This window comes from Marinobacter sp. W-8 (assembly GCF_044342215.1).
GTDB lineage: Bacteria > Pseudomonadota > Gammaproteobacteria > Pseudomonadales > Oleiphilaceae > Marinobacter > Marinobacter nauticus.
The window spans coordinates 2,827,046-2,845,895 of record NZ_CP172297.1 but is presented as its reverse complement, the minus strand read 5'-3'; the positions used below and the strand labels follow the sequence as shown (position 1 = coordinate 2,845,895).

Below are 18,850 nucleotides of genomic sequence, written 5' to 3'. Positions count from 1 at the left end.
GCCAGATTGGCGGCCCTTGGTGCTTCAGTTGGTTTCCTGATAATTCACCAGGTCGTAGTGCTTCTGGTAACTTCCATTCTCTCCCGCACACAGCAACCCCGCCCCTACCGGGCAGCCCTGCTCGTCAAGCATCAAGGTGCCGATATTGCGGTCACTGGTCAGGAAGAAGTCGCTGTCTTCCGGCAGCAGGTAGCTTTCCTGATTTTTACCCAATAACTCGCCGATCCTGTTGATGGCCCTCAAGCCGATATTCTCACCCATGGGTACGTTGTTGCAGGCGCTGCTGCAGATCTGCCAAAGCACTGGCCCCTGGCTGGTTTGACGCCTTCGGGCAAAGGCGTAGTGTACGTCGCCAGAGAAAATCACCACATGTTCCACTCCGGGTAGCTGGCAGCAGGACGCCTTCAGGGCATCGAGCGACGCCGTGTCAGCACTCCAGGGTTCCCGATCCAGAGTGCGTTTGAACATGGGAAAATTCAGCTGCAGGTATTCGATATGACTGAATCCGTAGGTGGGGGTCGGTGAGACCACAATCAGAGTGCGACACTGATGAAACCCGGAGAGTCGCTGGCCCAGTTGCTGGATCTGCTGATCAGACATCAGGCCAAGCGAGTGTTTGCCTCGCTTGCTGAATTCCCGGTGCGTCCGGGTATCCAGCACCGCCACCGGCGGTGTCTGTTCCAGTTCGTAGCCCCAGTACCGCTCAAGCAACCAGTCCCATTCTTCGTGGTCGGCCGGCGTATCCTGCTCAAGAAGCGTTTTGAGTTTTGCCACTTCGGGCTTCACCTGAGAGGGCTGATTGCCCCAGTGCTGGCAGAGGAAGTAAGTCTGCAGAGCGTTGATCAGCACATACCGGCCAATGGGCGTGGTGCTCAGTTGCCGGGCGTTCTGTTTCGAGATGTTCCAGTCGTCGGTGACTTCATGGTCATCAAAGATCATGTAGGTCACCGTGTTGGCGAGCAGTTGGCGGACCTCCGAACGGGCCAGATGTGCAAAGCCAGACAGATGACGGTGGTCTTCTGCGTGTTGTCTCTCCGTGTAGACATATTGCACCGGCGGGTGCCGGCCATCCCGGGTATTGGCGGGCTGTTTGGCAAGCCGTGGCTTGAGTTCGTCGTGGCCCGCGAAGTCGAGGCCAAACTGGTGTCCGGCGCCTGAGAAGGCAAACAGGTACATGCTCAGATATTCGGCACGGGTCAGCAGGTGAGAGCTTTTGGCGCTGGAGCTGAATCCGTAGGGGCTTCGGGTTACCCAGTGCCGGTCATCCAGTTTCGACAGCCGGTGCAGGTCTTTGCCCGCCGGCAGGTTTTTCAGATCATCGGCCAGTCCAAGGTGTTTCTGCAGCTTGCCCAGATAATCCAGCAGCAAGGGTGACACATCGTCGGCGTAGATCTGGTCGCCGGTCAGAAACAGCTGGCTTGGCCGGCTCTCCTTGCGCAGATTCTCCGCCAGCAAACGGGCGCCCCGGGCGAGTTGGTCCGGCTTTTTGTCTTGCCCCGGGGAGTGAGGACGCCGGCAGGATGCCTGAATGAAATGCCGATGCTCCCGGGGCAGGTAAACACTGGGCAGCTTGTCCGTGCCAGGGCAAAGTGTCGCGAGCAGCTGGCTGTCTCCAAAGGGCTCGCCATCCAGTACTATTTCGTAGAAGAGCTCATTGGTTTGGTGATAAGGCTCGGCGTTGTCGAGGGGAAGGTCCGTCGACAGCATGCAGATATAGCAGTTATCGCCTGCTGGTATGAACTCGGCGTCGCAGTCTCTGGTAACTGGTGATGCTCTGGCATCATCCAGATAGGTATTCAGTTGAATGCTCTCGGGACGCTGGTCTAATACCAGCCATAGGTTGAGCATGGTGCGATTGGAGTGGCGTACGATAGGGCCGCAGACGATCATGGGAAACTCCTTTCCGGTATGTGAATCCTTTCGGGGGTAATGCCCGCTTTGTTGTTGTCATTAAAACGTGCAGTATATCTGATCAAATTAACCGCAGGGATCGCAAACGCAGTGTTTATGCCGCCTGTGATCGCATGTCCTTGCCTTGCTAACAAAGTTATCCACAGAAAGTGTGGGTAAACACACAAAGGAATGACCGTTTCATGACCGATAAACCTGCAAAAGCTGTTTCTGCTTCAGCTATTGAAAAGCATGTGTATAAAGTGTTCCCGAACGATATGAACTCCCACAATACGGTGTTCGGGGGCATGATCATGGCGAAGTGTGACCGCTTGGCACTGGTGGTCGCGGAGCGGCACTCGGCCCATGTCTGTGTGACGGCGGCGGTGGATTCCATTCATTTTCGCGCTCCCGCCAAAGGCAATGACACCTTGTTGTTCAATCTGTCGCTGAACCGTAGTTGGGGCTCCTCCATGGAGATCGGTGCGAAAGTGGAGGCCGAGAACAGCTATACCGGCGAGACTCGCCATATTCTGTCTGCCTTCTTTACCTTTGTGGCACTGGATGAACACGGCAAGCCGGTGGATGTGCCCCAGGTAATCCCGGAAACCGAGGACCAGAAGCGCCGTTATGCCAAGGCACAGATACGCCGTGAGGGGCGTTTGCGCACCCGGGATGAATTGTCGAAGGCGAGTGGCTGAGGGCTATCGCATATTACCGCCAGTCGTGGTATACCAGCGCCCGTGATGACTAACTATTCTGGAACCGGATGTCATGCCTAAAGCAAGTGAAATCAAAAAGAATCAGGCGGTTGAATACGAAGGCCGCGTCTATTTCGTGAAGGATATCGAGCGCTCCGTGCCCCAGGGCCGTGCCGGAGGCAGCCTTTACCGGATGCGCATGTACGATGTGGTCACCAACCAGAAACTGGATGAGACCTTCAAGGACTCGGACATGCTCAATCTGGCCGACCTGGTGCGCCGGGAAGCGACCTTCTCCTACGCTGATGGTGATGAGTATGTGTTCATGGATACAGAAGACTTTACTCAGTACATGCTCAACCGCAGTGCCATTGAGGATGAGTTGCTGTTCATTACCGAGGACACCCAGGGGGTAATGGTGATTCTGGTCAGCGAAAACCCGGTGGCCATTGACCTGCCGCCGACGGTGGAACTGACCATTGAAGAAACCGATCCGTCCATCAAGGGTGGCTCGGCAACCGCCAGAACCAAACCCGCCCGCCTGACCACAGGCCTGGTGGTACAGGTTCCTGAGCACATTTCCACGGGTGACCGAATTCGCGTGAACGTGGAAGAGCGCAAATTCCTCAGCCGCGCCTGATGATATGGCAAGAGGTCAGCCGATTGAGCTGACCTCTTGTGCGCTGAGATGGCGGTAGCTGCCTGGCTCTAGCCCATCCACAGTCAGCCCGCCCATGCTTTCCCTGTGCAATGAGGTCACCCGGTTGCCCACGGCGTGAAACATGCGTTTCACCTGATGATAGCGGCCTTCGTAGATCGTCAGCCGTACTTCCCGCTCTCCTAATGGCTCCAGCGACGCGGGCGAGGTTCTGAGTTGTTCGTACTCGAACCAGATGCCTTCCCTGAACCGATCCTCTGTCTCCGGTGAGATGGCGTAAGCCGTGGTTACCCGGTATACCTTGGGGATTTTAACCGCCGGTTCGGTCAGCCGTCGGCTCCAGACTCCGTCACTGCTGAGAATCAATAGCCCGGTGCTTGCCCTGTCCAGTCGCCCTGCGATGTGCACATGTGGCCGAAGCGATGGGTCAATCAGTTCCATAACGGTGGGGTGCTGGTCATCGCGGGTGGCGCTCAGATAGCCCGATGGTTTGTTCAGCATCAGGTAATACGCAGGGGCCGCGCTCTGGATGATTCGCTGGTCAACGCACACTTCACGAAACCGCTGGATGTCCAGGTCCGGGTCATGGCAGCGCTCGCCATCAACCTGAACACGGCCGGCGGCGAGCAGGGTCTTGGCCTGTCGGCGGCTAATACCGTTCTGATTGGTGAGTATCCGTAAGAGTTTCATGTTGTGCCCGACAAAAAAGGAGCTCCGAAGAGCTCCTGGTGTGCTGTCTGATTTGCCATCAGTTATCGGCTGTGTCGCCCTCCCAGCGGGCAATCTTCTCACGGTCCTGATCGGACACCACGTCTGATTCCAGTGATGCCCGTTGCTCTGGTGCAACCAGGCCCTGGGCAGCCATATCCCCGGTTCTGCGCGCTTCCTGCTCCTGGCGGATATAGTCGAGCCGCTGTTCCCGGTCGGCCTGCTTTTCGCTCTTTATTTCGTCGTTGCGGCGACGGAACTGGTCTTCCAGGTCGCCAACCACGCTGTTGATGAATCCATCGCATGGCGACAGGGACAGCAGATACCTCGGCTGCTCCAGGTTTTGCTGGCCAGAGACTGCAAACGTTGAGCTGACCGCTTCGGTTGCCAGAGCGAAGTAGGTGGCGTCGAAACTGAATACATCCTGTTCACTGGACGCACTGTGACGGTCGGCGCCGCGGTAATGAGTTGCCCGCATCACCGTGCCTTCACAGTGCATATCGAACAGGTTGGACTTAAAGAAGATCTCGGCCCAGAACAGATGGCAGATTCTGGACAGTGTCCGGCCGAAGCCGAGCAATAGCAAGCTGGCAAGCAGGATGGCGGCCGTGGCACCCGCGGGGACGAACAGCAGGTTCAATGCCTGGTCGACATCGAGCCGGGTAGCGCGAAGCTGATCCAGAGCGTAAACATGGTCCATCACGCGATCGGCACCCAGCCAGAGCAGCAGGGCACCCGCCAACAGGAGTATCTGGCCAGCGATGGTTCCGCTTGCCCGGGCCCAACGCAGGGATTTTGGCTCTTCGCGGTCTTCGACAACAGGTTGTATCTCGACCAGAAGGTCGCCGTTGAACTGCTCATTCTCCCGGTTGGCATCACCGGTGTCGTTGCTGTCCAGATATACCCGGTTCGGCAGCTCCTGCTGACGTTTTTGCATCAACACCAGGTCGCGCAGCGTCGTGAAAATCTGGCGTGGGTGCAGATCGAATCGCCAGCTGTTGTTAAGTTCAGAGCTGCTGGTTGCGATGGGCACCATGCCAATGCGTGCTTTGATCAAAACCACCGCAATGGCCGCTGTCGCCAGAGCACAGACGATAGTCAGGGTCAGCAGGGACCCGGTACGGAAAACCGGTTCAAGCAGGGGCATCAGGCCTGCCAAATCCTGGCGGGCACTGACGTGCAGACTGTCCCAGAAGCCAAGCCAGCCCTGGGCAGTCAGGATCGGCACTGCGATGGCACCGATGATCACCAGCGCCAGTCCCTTGCTGGTGGTCTGGCCCAGAGTGGTCATGTTACTGCGGGACAGCGGGTTGCCGAGTTTGACCCACAACAGGCCCAGGTACACCAGCAATGACGCTTGCAGGATCAGTGAGATAACCGTGCTGCCAACATCCGCGCCTTCGGTGCCTGAGAACACCATGGTGACCACCAGGCTGGCCACCAGAAAGGCGGCGATGGCCACGAAGCTCTTGGTCAGTTTCATGGCCAGATTCTGAGCGACGTTGCGAATGGGCCAGGGCGTGACAATCAGGTTGGGAAAGACCGAGTGAACCGCCCGGGCGAACCAGCCGGTGGGCTCGATAAAGGTCGGGTTGCTCTTGCTCATGAGCATGTTGTGGAGCATTTTGGAGTTATACAGGGTCGGCTCGCGTTCGTTCACGGCTTCACGGGCAACGTTTTTGGCCAGTGAGGCCGGCGCGGCGCGGCCCACGAAGAAACGCATGACCTGGAACAGGCCTCCGCCCAGCGCCTTCAACCCGCCCGTTACAAACAGGCCGCCGATCAACAGGTTAACCCAGGCCCTGGGTTTGTCGGTACCAAGCAGGGGTTGAATCTGAAACAGGAGATAGACGCCAATCGCCAGCAGAATTGCACCACGAATGGACCGGACCAGCCCTTCGAACCGGAATGGATTCCGGATGTTGAGTTTTTGAGCTCCGTACTCAAATGCCATGCTTTGTTCCTTTACATGAGTAAGAGAGAGTGTAGAGAGGCGCAGAGTTTAGCCTGAAAACTGTGAACAATTACCGGAAATTACATAAAAAAATGTAAAACGGAGTAAGATTTTTCGTGGTCGGCAGGGCGGATTTTATAAGACCCGGATTTTTTTCATCAGCGCGGGCCATCCAACCGGCAGTTGTTCTTCCAATGCCTTGAGGACTGAGTCGGGTATCTGCCAGGGATCAAACGCCCGATTACAGCCATAGATAACCCAGTTATTGGTTTTGCTTTTGAAGGTGAGCAGACACGGGAACTGGCGTTTCAGCTCGCGCAGCAGGTTACCGTCCGGCTCCGGCATGCGGTGATAGTTAAGAACGAGCCAGCCGTCAGGTTGGAGTGCCCGGGCACAGGCCTTGATGAACCGGCGTTGCGCTTGAAGGGGCGACATTCGGTCTGCGCTGTACAGATCCGTGACAATCATGGCGGTGCTGGCCCCCGGAAGCGTTTCCAGTGTGTGCCAGGCATCGGCGACGGTGACATGAAGGCGCTCATGTTGCGGGAACGAGAACCAGTCCCGTGCGGTCTCGAACACCTTTTGACGCAACTCCACCACATGAACCTGACTGTCGGGTAACAGGCGGTGTATGCCGTGGGCGACGACGCCTGCGCCCAAACCAAGCACAGTGATGTGGTCGGGCCTGGCGAAAGCAATGGGCAGCAGCATGGCGCGGCTGTATTCGTGGACGGGAACATGGGGTGCCCGGCGCAGAATTTTGCTTTGCTCAAACACGGAATCAAAACTGAGAATCCGGTGCTTGCGATCATCAATCACCAGAATATTGCCGTAGCGGTCATTGGCGACATGCACGATATCGCCCTTGATATCGGGCCGTTTGATGATGGTGCCCATCAGTTGGCGGCGTAGCGCTGGTGCAGGATACCCACACGTTCCACGTAGGCTTTGGTTTCCGCGTAAGGCGGAATGCCCCTGTAGCGGCCAACGGCGCCGGGGCCGGCGTTATAGGCGGCTGTCGCCAGGCGAGTGTCACCATTAAAGCGTTTGAGCATTTTGGCCAGGTAGTCGACACCGCCGCGGATGTTTTCGCCGGCCTCCAGCGGGTCTTTCACACCCAGTTCCTCCGCCGTCCCCGGCATCAGCTGCATTAGTCCCTGGGCACCGACCGGTGAAATGGCCTTGGGGTTGAACGCAGATTCGGCATGGATAACGGCTCGCACCAGGGCCGGGTCAACATTGAATTCAGCTGCCGCGGTCTGGATTTCACTGCGGTAGGGGCTCAGGAACAATGGCGTTTTGTGCCAGTCGACGCTGGATTCCGGGTCACAGGCGTAGCAGTGGAAGCGGATAACATCGAAGTCGGCGTTGCCCGGGCGCTGGCTGCTGTAGGCCACGACACCGTGTTCGTCGGTGTAACGATACACGGTTTCACTCTTGGTGGAGGCTCGTGGCTGGCTTTTGCTTTTCACATTGGTGAATTCCACTCGTCCGTCCGGATGCACGATGCGTTTGATGCTGTCGGCATGGGCCGTAGCTGCCGCGAGAAGGAGTCCGGTGACTAGGGCAATGGTGACTCTGGTCGTCAGGGATGTACCGCTGAAATTCATCAAGAACCCGAAGCTTTGTTTCTGAATGACACACTACGTCTATTATCGCGGTAGATGGCCGTTCAAGTGTAGGAGTTTCGTGCCTTCATGATACCGATTGTTCATGGGGTCACAAATTGGCTGTTGTCTTCAGGTATCGCCGGCAATCGGTCCGGCGGGCGGCGGAAGTCGCTTGCCCGACCAGTTCTCCAGCAGCCGGCAGGCAACCAGGTCGCCGGTTACATTGATGGCGGTTCGGCACATATCCAGAATTCGGTCCACGCCCATGATCAAGGCAATACCTGCGGCTGGTACACCCACCGATTGCAGTACCATTGCCAGAATGACAATGCCGACCCCCGGGGTAGCCGGCGACCCTATAGAGGCACCCACTGCCATGGCGACCACCAGGGCCATACTGCCAACACTGAGGTCGATGCCGTAGACCTGGGCCAGGAAAACGGTCGCGACGGCCTGATAAAGCGCAGTGCCATTCATGTTGATGGTTGCGCCCAGGGGGATTACAAACTGGGAAACCGACGGGCGCACCCCGAGTTTGTCCTCTGCGGTACGGATAGACAGGGGCATGACAGCGGCGGAGCTGGAGGTCGAGAATGCCAGCAGCAAGACATCACGGGTATCCCTCAGGAACTGCAGTGGCCGTACACCTGCCAGCAGTTTGAGAATGATCAGATAAAACCCCATCAGGACGGCGAGGCCGAACAGCACCGTTGCCACATACGAGGCCATGCCAATCATGGCACGAAAACCCAGGGTAGTCGTCAGTTGTGCCATCAGGCCAAACACGGCATAGGGCGCGAGGCGCATGGCCCAGCGAACCACGGTCATGCAGATTTGCTGCAGTGAATCGAGCAGGTCGAGCATCGGCTTGGCTTTGTCGCCCGACATACTGACCAGCGCAACGCCGATGATGATGGAGAAAATCACCACCTGCAGCATCTGCCCTTCCACCATGGCGTCCAGGGGGTTGCCGGGCAGAAGTCCAATCAGTGTCTGGGGGATGGCGTCCAGGCCGGGGATGTCGGCGGCCACCGGCGCGGCATCGGCTGGCGGTGTGGTCAGGCCGGTCATCAGATCTCCCGGGTTAACCAGGCCGCCCACCCAGAGGCCGATGGTGGCCGCAATGGCGGTTGTAATGACAAAAAACAGGGTAACCCGGGTCCCCATTTTCCGGAGTTGTTCCAGGTTGTCGCTGGCGGCCAGTCCTCGCACCACCGAGGCAATCACCAGTGGTATGACGATCATCTGTATAGTGGCGAGGAAGAGCTGTCCCGGAAACGCCAGCCAGTTACCGATCAAGGTGCCCGTGTCCGGTTCGACCAGGCCGACCGAAGGACCAAGCAGGGTGCCCACCACCAGACCAAGCCCCATGCCAATGAGCACTTTAAGCCAAAGCCTGCCTTTGACCAGTGTGGCCAGGTAGACGCTCAGATGGCGCAGCGAACGAGGTGCATTGTCGGTGGTCTGAGCTGGTGTGTTATCCATGATCAACGTGTCCGTGTTGCCGTTTTTCTGTGCCGGTGACAGGCAGGGATCGGGCCTTTGAAGACAATAACTTTAGGATAGTCAGGCAAACTATGCATCTGGATCAATTTCTTTGTGATTCTGCTTCGGTCCACGACTGTTTGGGCTAAACTGCAGAGAACGCTGACGATAAGGAGCTTTTATGCCGTTCTCTCCGAACCACCTTGCTGAGCTGAACCTGTTACTGCAGTTTCCGTCCGCCTCTACCCAGGAGGGCATCAAGGTGCACGCTCACAGTGCGGCGCCGGAAACGCTGCGCGCGGCGGAATCCTTGTTTGCCAAAGGGCTGATAAGCCAGAAGGATGGTGGTTACCTGACCCCGCTTGGTTGCGAAGCGGTGGAGTTTACCCAGAAGCTTCAGACAATGCTCACCGCCCCATAGGGTGACTGTGTCTCTGTAATGGCAAGGCTGTACCTGTTCCCGGCCTGATTGGCCGGGTATAGTCGAGGCTCTTTTTCCAGCCTCTGCCGGGACTTATGCCACCGATCTATTACTCCTTTTTTGTGCCCGCCCTGTTTGTCTGGTTGTGGAGCACCGGGTTCATTGGCGCCAAGTATGGTCTGCCTTATGCGGAACCCTTTACCCTGCTGCTGATCCGTATGCTGCTGACGCTGGTGCCGTTGGCTGTTCTCGCCGTGGCCATGAAATCCCGTTGGCCGGGCTGGCGTGGGGCCGGGCATCTTGCGATTACCGGGTTGTTGGTGCAGGGAACCTATCTGGGCGGGGTGTTCTATGCCATCGATCAGGGCATGCCTTCAGGCCTGGTCTCACTGATTGTTGGTCTTCAACCGCTGGTAACAGCGTTGGCAGCCGTTCTGATTCTGCGGGAGTCGGTTGCTGGCAGGCAGTGGCTGGGGCTGGTCATGGGGCTGGCCGGGGTGGCGTTGGTGTTGGCGGAAAAGCTGGGCAGCGGTGCCAATGGTGGTAGTTTTTCACCGGTCACCATTCTCTGGGCCGGCTTGTCGTTGATCGGCATTTCACTGGGTACGGTCTATCAGAAGCGCTTCGGAACCGGAGTGGATCTGATATCGGGCACCATGATTCAGTATACGGCGGCTGCGGCGTTCTTCGCCATTGGTGCCTTCACCCTGGAGACCCGGCACATCGAATGGACACTGCAATTCCGTCTGGCCCTGGGATGGCTGGTGTTCGGGCTGTCGGTGAGTGCCATTCTGATTCTGATGTGGCTTATTCGTCGCGGTGCGGCTTCGCAGGTGGCCAGTCTGTTTTATCTGGTGCCACCGGTAACGGCACTGGAAGCTTTTATTCTGTTCAATGAGCGGTTGGGTCCGTTGGCCATTGCCGGGGGCGTGGTGGCGGTAGCCGGGGTGGCCCTCGTGGTTACCGGAGGGCCACGACCGTTAAATCGCTGATGCTATACTTTTGGCCCCTTACCGCGCAGGGCGTTAACGACCAGCGACACTACCAGAAGCACCAGAAAGACGAAAAACAGTATCTTCGCGAAGCTGGCTGCTGTGCCCGCAATACCGCCAAAACCCAGAATTCCTGCGATCACTGCAATAACGAGACAAACAATAGCCCAATAGAGCATTTCCTGTCCTCCATTCAAGGGTTGCCCTTTAACCGTGGCACAGGGCTTCCCGGTACGCAATTTTCAGCGGGCTTTGTGGAGGGATGGTAACGGCCCCGTCATTTGGCCATCGCCGCAATAGGGTTCTTGTCAGTCCGTTTTTCGGGTCGGAAACACCGACGTGGAGAGTGTTGGCTGACAGCCAACCACCCCTCTTGCTTGCTCATGAGCGTGCAGGTACCAACGCTTGCCGCCATCCGGGAACGTAGTGCTATCCACCTGAAACTCAGCGGTGCCCACGGTTGCAGGAATGGGCGTGCCATCGGCATGGCGGTAGACACAGCTGGTGCCGATGGTCATTGGCCGGGCAACGGGCAGCTCGATAAAGCCGTCGCTGCGCACGGTCGGCGCTTCTCCATTGATGTCGGTAATCTTCAGGCAGGGGCCAAAATGAATACGGTCCTGGTCGCCGACCGCTTCCTCCAGGCAGTGTGTGGCCTTCAGGAAAACAATATTGCGATTGGCCCCTTCCTTTGCATCTGGAAGGTTCTGGCAACCGGACAGTGCGGTGGCCCAGATCGCCAGCATTGTAAGCGTAAGCTTGAGTTTCATCAGAGGCTCCTTGGTGTCAGAGACGCTTCACCCTCAGAATCTGCACGCAGTGCTTGCAGCAAACGGTGGTCACGATCATACACATCGTTCCGGAACTGGAGAATGCCGGCCTGATCAATCCAGGTGGTCCAGTATTGCAGATACACAGGCACAGGCTGCGGTAGCACCACGGTTGCGGGTTCGGCAGTTGCCAGGGTCTGCTCAATACGGTTCATGTTCCATCCGTTGGTGTTTGCCAATAATCGCTCCGCCAGCTCAAAGGGGCGTTCCAGCCGGATGCAGCCGGAGCTCAGGGTTCGCTCCAGACGGCTGAACAACGATTGCGCCGGTGTATCGTGCAGGTAAATATCGTACTGGTTGGGGAACATGAATTTGACCTGGCCAAGCGCATTTTGTGGTCCGGGTTGCTGAACCAGCTGGTAGGGAAAGTTGTTCTTCGAGAGTTTCGTCCAGTCGATTTCTGCTGGATCGACTTCGCTCTGGTTTGCGCCCCAGCCTCTGAAAACCTTGAACCCCAGGCGATCCAGGTATTCCGGATCAGAGCGGATGATCGGCAGCTGGTCTTCAATCATCAGCTTCCTGGGGACCGTCCAGGTCGGGTTGAACACCAGATAGCGAATACGGTCGCTGAATACCGGCGTCTGCCGGTAGGGTCTGCCGACAATTACCCGTTGGCGATGGACCTGCTCGCCGCTCTCTACGAGCACCAGCTCAAAACCGGCGATGTTAACGACGACATAGGTTTCTCCCAGGGATTCCGGTAACCACCGCCACCGTTCCAGGTTGGCGTCCAGGCGGTATATCCGTTCCAGGGGCAACAGGTTCAGCGCTGTCAGAGTGTCCCGGCCGACGATTCCATCTGGTTCCAGGCCGTGTCGGGCCTGGAATAAGGGGATCGCAGTGGCCAGGGCGTCGTCGTAGTGTTGGTGATTCGAGGCTTCTGGCGAGTCGCCGGAGAGGTCGCCCAACAGTGCCAGGCGGCGACGAATGTCGGGTATGCGGTTGTCGGTATCGCCTGGTCGGATACTTGGTCCCGAAACGATAGCCGGCCAGTCTGCGCTGATCAGCTCACCCAGCGCTTTGCGTCGTTCTACCAGTTGATGGTAGGCCGCAGAGCGGGGTTTGAGATCCTGCAGAGTGGTGTAGACGGTGCCGCTGGCCAGGGCTTCGGCCAAGACCGACTGCATCTCCCTTTGCTGGCGGTTGGCGGTCCATTCCGCATGGATGGTTGTGGGGTTGACCTTGCCGTGGTGCAGGTGGGACGCCAGTAGCAGGAAGGCATCCGAGAGCACAAGGTCAAGGTCGGTCTGTAATTCCTCGGCGCCGTCATTCAGGTCTTTCAGGGCGAGTGCTGCAAGGGTGTCGTAGTGGTAGTCGCGGGGGTTGAGACCGTCACCGGCCACTGCCCGGATGGCTTCGAGTAATTCCCTGCGATTGCTCGGGTCCTCCCAGGCCAGCGTGTACCCTCTGGCTTCGTAGAATCGCGTCAGTGCTTCCTTGGCATATAGCCGGGATTCCAGCACCAATACCGGGTAACCAGCCTGCAGGGCTTCAATGCGGTTGATCAGTCCATCATTGCCCTGGGCCCTGGCCGGAACCGCAAACACCAGAGCCAGGAGAAGCCAGTACAGGGTGAGTGGGTAACGAGCTTCCTGCATTCTGCGCCTCCATTGCGGTGTACGATCAAAGGCTGTCCCTGTGGTGTCCGTAATGCCTGGGCAGTCTATCTGACGGCAGTATAGCCTGATCGTTCAATCCCGGTAGGGGCAAATCGCGGTTGGCTTCTGCCGCCCGACGCTGCGGGCGGCAATGGCTGGGGCTTAGCCGGCGCGCCCAAACATACGTTCAAGGAAACCCAGTTCCCTGACATCGGGCACAGGCAGTTCATCCACCTGCTCCATGGCCTGGCGCCAGAAAACCTCAGGGGTGTCCAGGTGCTCTACGGTCTTGCGCTCTTCCGGGCTGTAATGATTGTGTTCCCCGGTCATGCCGGCCTCGGTCAGGGACTCTGTCCAGAGGTAGATCGCTGAGCGGATGGTGCGCAGTAGGCGGCAGTACACTTCACGGCTGAGATTGATCGCCAGTTCCGCCTTGAGGTTGATTTGCTTTTGCACATGGGCCATGTCGTCTTTGTCCAGCAACGCCCGGTGACCATAGCCTTTCTTGCAGTTCAGGCACACCTGCTCCAGGGACTTGATGCCCTCCGGAAGGTCCAGGTGACCGTATTCCGCGGTCTGGCGCTCATCTACCGGCGCTGGAATCCAGCCGTACTGGGGTGATTTTGCAACAATGTGACCGGGCAGGTCGCGTCGGTAGGGCGGGGCCTTGTCCTTGTCGGTGTAGCCATCAAATTCTTCCCGCAACCAGGCCGCCATTTTCCGGTGGCGTAGCATGGTGGCGAGAGTAATGGCCGAGGGTACGATGTCCGTTAGCAGGTCGCTGGCGTCCTGGGTACGTTCCTGAAGATGATCCACGGATGTTGACATGGTCTGCGCTCCATTCGGGCCGGTTTATGGGCCCTGATCTTTTTGTTGTTGTCTGGTTCTCCTGTGTCGGTATCGGGAGTAACCTATGGTTAAAAAGTAGTCAGTCCCGGGTGTTCGCACTGTTGTAAAAAAGTTATGCCTTTGTAACGACAGGTAAGCATGAGGAGGGACGCCTTATGAACAAAGACGGACAGGATCGGAGTGATATGCGACGGGCCATGGTCCGGTGCCGGCGGCCCTCAAGCAACAACTGGCGGTCGGCGGGCGGCTGGTGATTCCGGTGGGCACAGAGGGCGGCCTTCAGGAACTGCTCTGCATCACCCGACTGTCGGATTCCGAGTATGAGCAGGCGAGCTAAGGCGATGTTCGCTTTGTCCCGCTGCTGGGTGAGGAAGGCTGGCCCTGAAGCCTTCCCTGGTTTAACTATGGGTGCTCTCGAAAATCCGATCGGCGGAGGCGGCAACAAAACCGCTATAGAGTTTGCCGTCGGCCATTGGATAGCGCTTGGCAAATTCGTAAAAGCAGCTCGGGATGATTGCGTCCTGGTCGGTAAAGTGCGCAGTAACGCGGTCGGCCATGGTCGACGACTGTTCCAGGCAGTCCTGCGGTGAACCTTTCACTTCTCCACCACTGGCATTCACGGAAAAACCATGTTCTTTCAGCAGCTTGTTGATGTCTGGTACCGAGTGAATCGTGTCCAGGTGGTTTATGCTCACGGTAAAGTGGTTGGCGCGATAGCCCCAGGCTGCCAGCCAGCCGGCGTATTCACTTTCCTCAAGCAACTGTCGATAGGTTGAGTAATCCAGATTCCAGTGTCGGCCTGAGTAGAGAAAGTCATCAGCCTGCACCCTTTTCGGGTCGATCTGGTCTACCAAACCCTGCACCACCGCTTGCAGTTGGTCTGAGCATTGTTCGACCAGCAGTTCGGAGATAAACACTTTTGGCACCTCCGGGTCCGGGTGCTCGTAATGCCGGGCATAGAGCTTCTTGGCTTCAAAATGGTATTCGCCACCGGGTTGGTAACCTAAAGCCAGGAAATGCGCAGCCAGGGCGTCCAGACCCACCGGCGCCAGGTTGAAGGTTCTCAGGGCGATGTGATCATTGACGATGGCGGTGTTCTCGCGCTCGGCCAGCAGGCCATGAATGCGGTCTGCCGAAGGTGTTACGGCCCGGTAGTCTTCCCAGAGCGCGCGAAACAGGGTGTCGACGTCAGAGTGCATAGTGAACCTCCGCAGAATCTGTGACATGGATTGAGGCCGCCGGAATGGCTTGCTGGCCCAGGGGCAGGGTTCGTACCGATGCGCCCACACTGAGGTCCAGCGCATCGGCTTGCTTGGTTGAAAGCTCGATCCGGCCGCTGGCCAGGGCGTGAGTGTCTGTATTCACAACCATCGCGCGAAAGCCCTCGAGCCCGGTATTAGTCACAAGCACCGGGCGGCCTGTGTCTGTAAGGTGTTGGTTTCCGGTTGTGCTGATCTCTACCGACATCAGTGCAGCTTCCCGGACACTGCGGATGTCATCTGTCCGGCATTCAACGGTGGGGCCGGCATCGAACAGATCCACCAGCCCCCGATGGCGGAACCCCTCTGCCTTGAGCATCGCCAGTGCGGGCCTGGTATCCGGGTGCACCTGACCGATGACGGCTCGGGCCGGATTGCTCATTAAATGAGTATAGAGCGGTAATGAAGGCATCAGGTCCTCGACGAAGTCCAGTGAACCAGCACCCGCCAGTTGCGTGACCTGGCTGAAATCCAGATCAATAAAGTGATCCCGCAGCCAGTCCCAGAAGGGCGACTGGCCGTGTTCATCGGCCACACCCCGCATCTGGGCAATGGCCAGGTTCGGAAAGCGGTCCAGATGTTGGGCGATGAAGGCGAAGCGGACTTTGGAGAGTAATTTGCCGGCATTGGCGCGGCGAAAAGCCGGGCGCAGATACAGTGAACAGAACTCCGTACAGTTCCGATAGTGCACGCAGCGGGTGAGCGCGCCCACGGAGCGCCGGAGCCCCAACTCTCTGGAGTGATGAGTGAGGGTGCTGTGGCGAAAATGGTAAAGCGGTTGCGACCGGCCGGTTCCAGAGGTAATGCCGGTTGTACCCATGATCTGCCCGGAAGTCTCCTCTTCAAGCACAAACAGGTAGCGTTGTTCGCTGTGGTCGACGGCCTGTGAGCGGAAGCTGCGAATTGAGCCCTCAATTTTTCGGGATAGCCGGTCTTTGTCCGGCATCAGGGAAGTAAATCCCGGGCCGGACTCGCAGGCTATCTCGTACAGATCGTTCAGGTCGTCATGACGAACCGGGCGAATAATCATGGCGGCACCTCAAAATTGTTTTTTATCAGTATGAGTGCGTAAGCCGCCGGTTTGCAGTGCCAGAATGTTCGAAATGATCTATTATTTTGTTGATATGATAGGTTTTGGGGTCAAAATGACAGAAAGTCGAGATCAGAAACTGCTTGCCCTGCTCCGGCGCAATGCCCGTACGAGTGTGACCGAACTGGCCAAAGCACTGCACGTGTCCCGATCGACGATTCAGAATCGCATTGCCAGGCTGGAGGCCAGCGGTGTCATTCGAGGCTATTCGGTGATCCTGGGAGGGGATTATCTGGAAGGGCAGGTGGAAGCCCACGTGTCTATCAAGGTCCGGCAGAAGCTGACGGCACGAACCAACACGGAACTGGAGCGTATCAGCCAGGTGGCACAGTTGTTTGCTGTGAGTGGGGAATACGATCTGATTGCGATCGTCCAGGCCCGCACCCTGGAGGAGTTGAGCAAGGTGCTGGATGACATCGGCAATCTCGAAGGCGTCGAACGAACCAACTCAGCCGTCGTGCTGGAAACCCGCTTCAAACGTTAGCGTTTAACGGTCAGGAACCGAGCATGCCTGCCCAGGCGCTGTAGAGAAAGGCACCGGAACCGACCAGAATCAGGGCCCAGGCCGGAAAGATCAGAACAGAGCGCGTTGACGATTTCATAACGACCTCCTGAGGTGATGACAATCTTTACGCTGCAACTTTCAATCTAGACCAGACTTGACGGATGTCACGAAGTATTTTGAGTGACAGGTCTCAGATTCGAGCTAAACGGCCAATCACCGGGATTGTTATTGCTATTGAGGGAGTCGGAAAGTTGGCTAGTATGGAGAGGAAGAAAACAATAACAAGGACGCACAATGGCCGTAGACCCGAACAAGCAGACTTCACTGCATTGCCTTTATTACTGGGCAGAGCATACTCCCGACAACGTTTTTTTGACCCAGCCCTACCCCGACGGGCGCGTTGAAGATATTACCTGGCTTGAAGCCGCCGACCAGGTGTCGCGCATGGCCGCTCACCTGAACACGCTGGGGTTGCCTCAGCGAAGCAATATCGGGATTCTGGGCAAAAACAGCGCCCACTGGATTCTGTCCGATCTGGCCATCTGGGCAGCAGGGCACGTCAGCGTGCCGCTCTATCCAACTCTGAATGGCGAGACCGCAGCCTATATTCTGGACCACAGTGAAGCTCAGATGCTGTTTCTCGGCAAACTCGATGGCACGGCCGATGGCTGGCATGACATCAAAGGCCATATTCCCGAGCAATTACCGATTATCTCGCTGCCGCTATCGCCTCGGGACGACACGCCCAAATGGCAGGACATCATCGCCGAACAGTCCCCGGCGATACCGAAACTGCCCGATCCCGATGATCTGGCCACCATTGTTTACACCTCTGGCAGTACCGGGCGGCCGAAAGGCGTGATGCACAGCTTCCGGACCATGATCTCGGTTGCCGACGGGCTGCAGCAGCTATTCCCCGTATCGGCCAGCGAACGTATGTTGTCCTATCTGCCCCTGGCCCATGTGGCCGAACGGGCGGCGGTGGAGACCCAGTCACTGTATTACGGTTTCCATCTGTACTTTGCCAACTCGCTGGATACCTTTCAGGAGGATCTGCAGCGGGCCCGGCCAACCCTGTTTTTCTCGGTGCCTCGCCTGTGGATGAAATTCTACCTGGGGGTGAATGCGAAGTTGCCGCCCAAGAAGCAGAAACTGCTGTTCAATATCCCGATTCTGAACACGCTGGTTAAGAAGAAGGTGCTCAAACAGCTGGGGCTGGATCATTGCCGGGCGGCACTCACCGGTGCGGCTCCGCTCTCGGCAGAGATCATCGGCTGGTACCGAAGCCTTGGTCTGGAGTTGCTGGAGGTCTACGGCATGTCCGAGAACTTCGGCTATTCCCATGCCAACCGTCCGGGCCAGGCCAAGGTGGGCACCGTTGGTATGGCCAACCCGGGTGTTGAGCATCGAATCGGGGAAGGAGGCGAGGTTCAGGTGAGGAGTCCGGGCCAGATGCTCGGTTATTACAAGAACGAGGAAAAAACCCGGGAAGATCTGACGGATGACGGTTTTCTCAAAACCGGTGACATGGGTGAAATTGACCGTGATGGATGCCTGCGCATTACCGGGCGGGTAAAAGACCTGTTCAAAACCTCAAAGGGGAAATACGTGGTGCCGGTGCCTATCGAGAACCGGTTCAATCACCCCAAGGCGGAAGTGGTGTGTGTGGCCGGTGCCAACCAGCCCCAGCCGTGCCTGATGGTACTGCTTTCCGAGGAGGCCCGCGATGAACTGGAGCGGGGAGGCAGCCGCAGCGAGCTGGAACAAGAGCTGGCGGAGGAACTGGACTCCGTGAATGCGGAATGTGAGTCCCACGAAAAGGTGGCTTTTGTAGTCGTGGTGCGTGAACCCTGGACCATGGAAAACGGTATGCTCACACCCACCATGAAGATCAAACGCAATGTCATCGAGGATTTCTACAACCGCAAGATGGACGAGTGGTTTGAGCAGAAACGCAAGGTGATCTGGGAATTCTGACCAGGTACAAGCGAACAAAAAAAACGCCAGCATGGAAACATGCCGGCGTTTTTTTATTCAGCAACCCCGAAAGGCGTGCAGTCTGTTTTAGTGGCCGCCCTGAACCTGGGGCATATCCTGCGCCACGGCTACCGCCTTGCGATTGAAAATTCGCACCTTGCGGCTGATAAACTGCATCGCCTGCCTTGCGGCAGCGCGGGTATACTGGCGCCTGACCTCAGTACTGTTGTGGAGGATACTGGACGGCAGCGGTTTAACGGTTGCGATATGGTTCTGAGTCATAGCGCCTTCCTCCTTCATCTGGTGGATTGTTAGCGATCTAT

20 protein-coding genes are annotated in these 18,850 nt (G+C 57.4%); 7 read left to right on the top strand and 13 right to left on the bottom strand.

The window, feature by feature from the left end; translation table 11 throughout:
* Positions 1–24 precede the first annotated feature (24 nt).
* On the bottom strand, positions 25–1,890 hold the full coding sequence (locus ACF8YQ_RS13170) for an alkaline phosphatase D family protein (protein WP_396621653.1): 1,866 nt from the start codon (positions 1,888–1,890) through the stop codon (positions 25–27).
* Between the two features lie 203 nt (positions 1,891–2,093).
* On the opposite strand from ACF8YQ_RS13170, the gene ACF8YQ_RS13165 reads away from it, so the two are divergent.
* Both ACF8YQ_RS13165 and yeiP read left to right on the top strand, forming a co-directional pair.
* Positions 2,094–2,591: an acyl-CoA thioesterase gene (locus tag ACF8YQ_RS13165; RefSeq protein WP_011786352.1), complete on the top strand. Its 498-nt coding sequence runs from the start codon at positions 2,094–2,096 to the stop codon at positions 2,589–2,591.
* Between the two features lie 73 nt (positions 2,592–2,664).
* Positions 2,665–3,231: an elongation factor P-like protein YeiP gene (gene yeiP / locus ACF8YQ_RS13160; RefSeq protein ID WP_011786351.1), complete on the top strand. Its 567-nt coding sequence runs from the start codon at positions 2,665–2,667 to the stop codon at positions 3,229–3,231.
* Positions 3,232–3,246: 15 nt separating this feature from the next.
* On the opposite strand, the gene ACF8YQ_RS13155 is transcribed toward yeiP, so the two are convergent.
* From ACF8YQ_RS13155 to ACF8YQ_RS13135, 5 genes are all read right to left on the bottom strand, one after another.
* The gene (locus ACF8YQ_RS13155; RefSeq protein ID WP_014422264.1) at positions 3,247–3,939 is read right to left on the bottom strand and encodes a pseudouridine synthase; all 693 of its coding nucleotides are present in this window, start codon (positions 3,937–3,939) and stop codon (positions 3,247–3,249) included.
* A gap of 58 nt (positions 3,940–3,997) precedes the next feature.
* Positions 3,998–5,911, bottom strand: coding sequence for a hypothetical protein (locus ACF8YQ_RS13150; RefSeq protein WP_396621652.1), 1,914 nt, complete (start codon positions 5,909–5,911; stop codon positions 3,998–4,000).
* A 135-nt stretch (positions 5,912–6,046) separates the two neighbouring features.
* Entirely contained in the window at positions 6,047–6,808 is a 762-nt protein-coding gene (locus ACF8YQ_RS13145; RefSeq protein WP_014422262.1) for a spermidine synthase, read from the bottom strand.
* Complete coding sequence (locus ACF8YQ_RS13140) at positions 6,808–7,521, bottom strand: lytic transglycosylase domain-containing protein (protein WP_014422261.1); 714 nt, start codon at positions 7,519–7,521, stop codon at positions 6,808–6,810. Before ACF8YQ_RS13140 ends, ACF8YQ_RS13145 begins: the two co-directional genes overlap by 1 nt.
* 129 nt (positions 7,522–7,650) lie before the next feature.
* Positions 7,651–9,006 (bottom strand): dicarboxylate/amino acid:cation symporter, encoded by a 1,356-nt coding sequence (locus ACF8YQ_RS13135; RefSeq protein ID WP_396621651.1) that lies wholly within the window; start codon positions 9,004–9,006, stop codon positions 7,651–7,653.
* 181 nt (positions 9,007–9,187) lie between these two features.
* Between ACF8YQ_RS13135 and ACF8YQ_RS13130 the strand changes: the two genes are divergently transcribed.
* Together ACF8YQ_RS13130 and ACF8YQ_RS13125 are read left to right on the top strand one after the other, a co-directional pair.
* On the top strand, positions 9,188–9,427 hold the full coding sequence (locus ACF8YQ_RS13130; RefSeq protein ID WP_011786345.1) for a TIGR02647 family protein: 240 nt from the start codon (positions 9,188–9,190) through the stop codon (positions 9,425–9,427).
* Between the two features lie 95 nt (positions 9,428–9,522).
* Positions 9,523–10,419: a DMT family transporter gene (locus ACF8YQ_RS13125; protein ID WP_396621650.1), complete on the top strand. Its 897-nt coding sequence runs from the start codon at positions 9,523–9,525 to the stop codon at positions 10,417–10,419.
* Between the two features lie 2 nt (positions 10,420–10,421).
* Here the strand turns inward: ACF8YQ_RS13125 and ACF8YQ_RS13120 are convergent, their stop codons facing one another.
* The 4 genes from ACF8YQ_RS13120 to ACF8YQ_RS13105 all read right to left on the bottom strand — a co-directional run bounded on the left by ACF8YQ_RS13120 (position 10,422) and on the right by ACF8YQ_RS13105 (position 13,675).
* On the bottom strand, positions 10,422–10,598 hold the full coding sequence (locus ACF8YQ_RS13120; protein WP_022991499.1) for a DUF1328 domain-containing protein: 177 nt from the start codon (positions 10,596–10,598) through the stop codon (positions 10,422–10,424).
* Positions 10,599–10,727: 129 nt separating this feature from the next.
* The gene (locus ACF8YQ_RS13115) at positions 10,728–11,189 is read right to left on the bottom strand and encodes a hypothetical protein (protein ID WP_396621649.1); all 462 of its coding nucleotides are present in this window, start codon (positions 11,187–11,189) and stop codon (positions 10,728–10,730) included.
* Positions 11,189–12,847: a murein L,D-transpeptidase gene (locus ACF8YQ_RS13110; RefSeq protein WP_396621648.1), complete on the bottom strand. Its 1,659-nt coding sequence runs from the start codon at positions 12,845–12,847 to the stop codon at positions 11,189–11,191. Before ACF8YQ_RS13110 ends, ACF8YQ_RS13115 begins: the two co-directional genes overlap by 1 nt.
* Before the next feature lie 162 nt (positions 12,848–13,009).
* Positions 13,010–13,675 (bottom strand): hypothetical protein, encoded by a 666-nt coding sequence (locus tag ACF8YQ_RS13105; RefSeq protein WP_396621647.1) that lies wholly within the window; start codon positions 13,673–13,675, stop codon positions 13,010–13,012.
* A gap of 226 nt (positions 13,676–13,901) precedes the next feature.
* On the opposite strand from ACF8YQ_RS13105, the gene ACF8YQ_RS13100 reads away from it, so the two are divergent.
* Positions 13,902–14,033, top strand: coding sequence for a hypothetical protein (locus ACF8YQ_RS13100; RefSeq protein ID WP_396621646.1), 132 nt, complete (start codon positions 13,902–13,904; stop codon positions 14,031–14,033).
* Between the two features lie 61 nt (positions 14,034–14,094).
* Here the strand turns inward: ACF8YQ_RS13100 and ACF8YQ_RS13095 are convergent, their stop codons facing one another.
* Together ACF8YQ_RS13095 and ACF8YQ_RS13090 are read right to left on the bottom strand one after the other, a co-directional pair.
* On the bottom strand, positions 14,095–14,895 hold the full coding sequence (locus ACF8YQ_RS13095; protein WP_396621645.1) for a DUF1338 domain-containing protein: 801 nt from the start codon (positions 14,893–14,895) through the stop codon (positions 14,095–14,097).
* Complete coding sequence (locus ACF8YQ_RS13090) at positions 14,885–15,985, bottom strand: arginine N-succinyltransferase (protein WP_396621644.1); 1,101 nt, start codon at positions 15,983–15,985, stop codon at positions 14,885–14,887. Before ACF8YQ_RS13090 ends, ACF8YQ_RS13095 begins: the two co-directional genes overlap by 11 nt.
* A gap of 115 nt (positions 15,986–16,100) precedes the next feature.
* Between ACF8YQ_RS13090 and ACF8YQ_RS13085 the strand changes: the two genes are divergently transcribed.
* Together ACF8YQ_RS13085 and ACF8YQ_RS13080 are read left to right on the top strand one after the other, a co-directional pair.
* A complete protein-coding gene (locus ACF8YQ_RS13085; protein WP_014422248.1) occupies positions 16,101–16,529 on the top strand; it encodes an Lrp/AsnC family transcriptional regulator in 429 nt (142 codons plus the stop codon).
* Between the two features lie 315 nt (positions 16,530–16,844).
* Positions 16,845–18,527, top strand: coding sequence for an AMP-binding protein (locus ACF8YQ_RS13080; protein WP_396621643.1), 1,683 nt, complete (start codon positions 16,845–16,847; stop codon positions 18,525–18,527).
* A gap of 87 nt (positions 18,528–18,614) precedes the next feature.
* Here the strand turns inward: ACF8YQ_RS13080 and ACF8YQ_RS13075 are convergent, their stop codons facing one another.
* Positions 18,615–18,809 (bottom strand): hypothetical protein, encoded by a 195-nt coding sequence (locus ACF8YQ_RS13075; RefSeq protein WP_014422246.1) that lies wholly within the window; start codon positions 18,807–18,809, stop codon positions 18,615–18,617.
* Positions 18,810–18,850 lie beyond the last annotated feature (41 nt).

What these genes read in the sequence shown, in the direction of transcription:
- ACF8YQ_RS13170 (WP_396621653.1), bottom strand. Translation starts at nt 1,890, where the DNA reads ATGATCGTCTGCGGCCCTATCGTACGCCACTCCAATCGCACCATGCTC.
- ACF8YQ_RS13165 (WP_011786352.1), top strand. Translation starts at nt 2,094, where the DNA reads ATGACCGATAAACCTGCAAAAGCTGTTTCTGCTTCAGCTATTGAAAAG.
- yeiP (WP_011786351.1), top strand. Translation starts at nt 2,665, where the DNA reads ATGCCTAAAGCAAGTGAAATCAAAAAGAATCAGGCGGTTGAATACGAA.
- ACF8YQ_RS13155 (WP_014422264.1), bottom strand. Translation starts at nt 3,939, where the DNA reads ATGAAACTCTTACGGATACTCACCAATCAGAACGGTATTAGCCGCCGA.
- ACF8YQ_RS13150 (WP_396621652.1), bottom strand. Translation starts at nt 5,911, where the DNA reads ATGGCATTTGAGTACGGAGCTCAAAAACTCAACATCCGGAATCCATTC.
- ACF8YQ_RS13145 (WP_014422262.1), bottom strand. Translation starts at nt 6,808, where the DNA reads ATGGGCACCATCATCAAACGGCCCGATATCAAGGGCGATATCGTGCAT.
- ACF8YQ_RS13140 (WP_014422261.1), bottom strand. Translation starts at nt 7,521, where the DNA reads ATGAATTTCAGCGGTACATCCCTGACGACCAGAGTCACCATTGCCCTA.
- ACF8YQ_RS13135 (WP_396621651.1), bottom strand. Translation starts at nt 9,006, where the DNA reads ATGGATAACACACCAGCTCAGACCACCGACAATGCACCTCGTTCGCTG.
- ACF8YQ_RS13130 (WP_011786345.1), top strand. Translation starts at nt 9,188, where the DNA reads ATGCCGTTCTCTCCGAACCACCTTGCTGAGCTGAACCTGTTACTGCAG.
- ACF8YQ_RS13125 (WP_396621650.1), top strand. Translation starts at nt 9,523, where the DNA reads ATGCCACCGATCTATTACTCCTTTTTTGTGCCCGCCCTGTTTGTCTGG.
- ACF8YQ_RS13120 (WP_022991499.1), bottom strand. Translation starts at nt 10,598, where the DNA reads ATGCTCTATTGGGCTATTGTTTGTCTCGTTATTGCAGTGATCGCAGGA.
- ACF8YQ_RS13115 (WP_396621649.1), bottom strand. Translation starts at nt 11,189, where the DNA reads ATGAAACTCAAGCTTACGCTTACAATGCTGGCGATCTGGGCCACCGCA.
- ACF8YQ_RS13110 (WP_396621648.1), bottom strand. Translation starts at nt 12,847, where the DNA reads ATGCAGGAAGCTCGTTACCCACTCACCCTGTACTGGCTTCTCCTGGCT.
- ACF8YQ_RS13105 (WP_396621647.1), bottom strand. Translation starts at nt 13,675, where the DNA reads ATGTCAACATCCGTGGATCATCTTCAGGAACGTACCCAGGACGCCAGC.
- ACF8YQ_RS13095 (WP_396621645.1), bottom strand. Translation starts at nt 14,895, where the DNA reads ATGCACTCTGACGTCGACACCCTGTTTCGCGCGCTCTGGGAAGACTAC.
- ACF8YQ_RS13090 (WP_396621644.1), bottom strand. Translation starts at nt 15,985, where the DNA reads ATGATTATTCGCCCGGTTCGTCATGACGACCTGAACGATCTGTACGAG.
- ACF8YQ_RS13085 (WP_014422248.1), top strand. Translation starts at nt 16,101, where the DNA reads ATGACAGAAAGTCGAGATCAGAAACTGCTTGCCCTGCTCCGGCGCAAT.
- ACF8YQ_RS13080 (WP_396621643.1), top strand. Translation starts at nt 16,845, where the DNA reads ATGGCCGTAGACCCGAACAAGCAGACTTCACTGCATTGCCTTTATTAC.
- ACF8YQ_RS13075 (WP_014422246.1), bottom strand. Translation starts at nt 18,809, where the DNA reads ATGACTCAGAACCATATCGCAACCGTTAAACCGCTGCCGTCCAGTATC.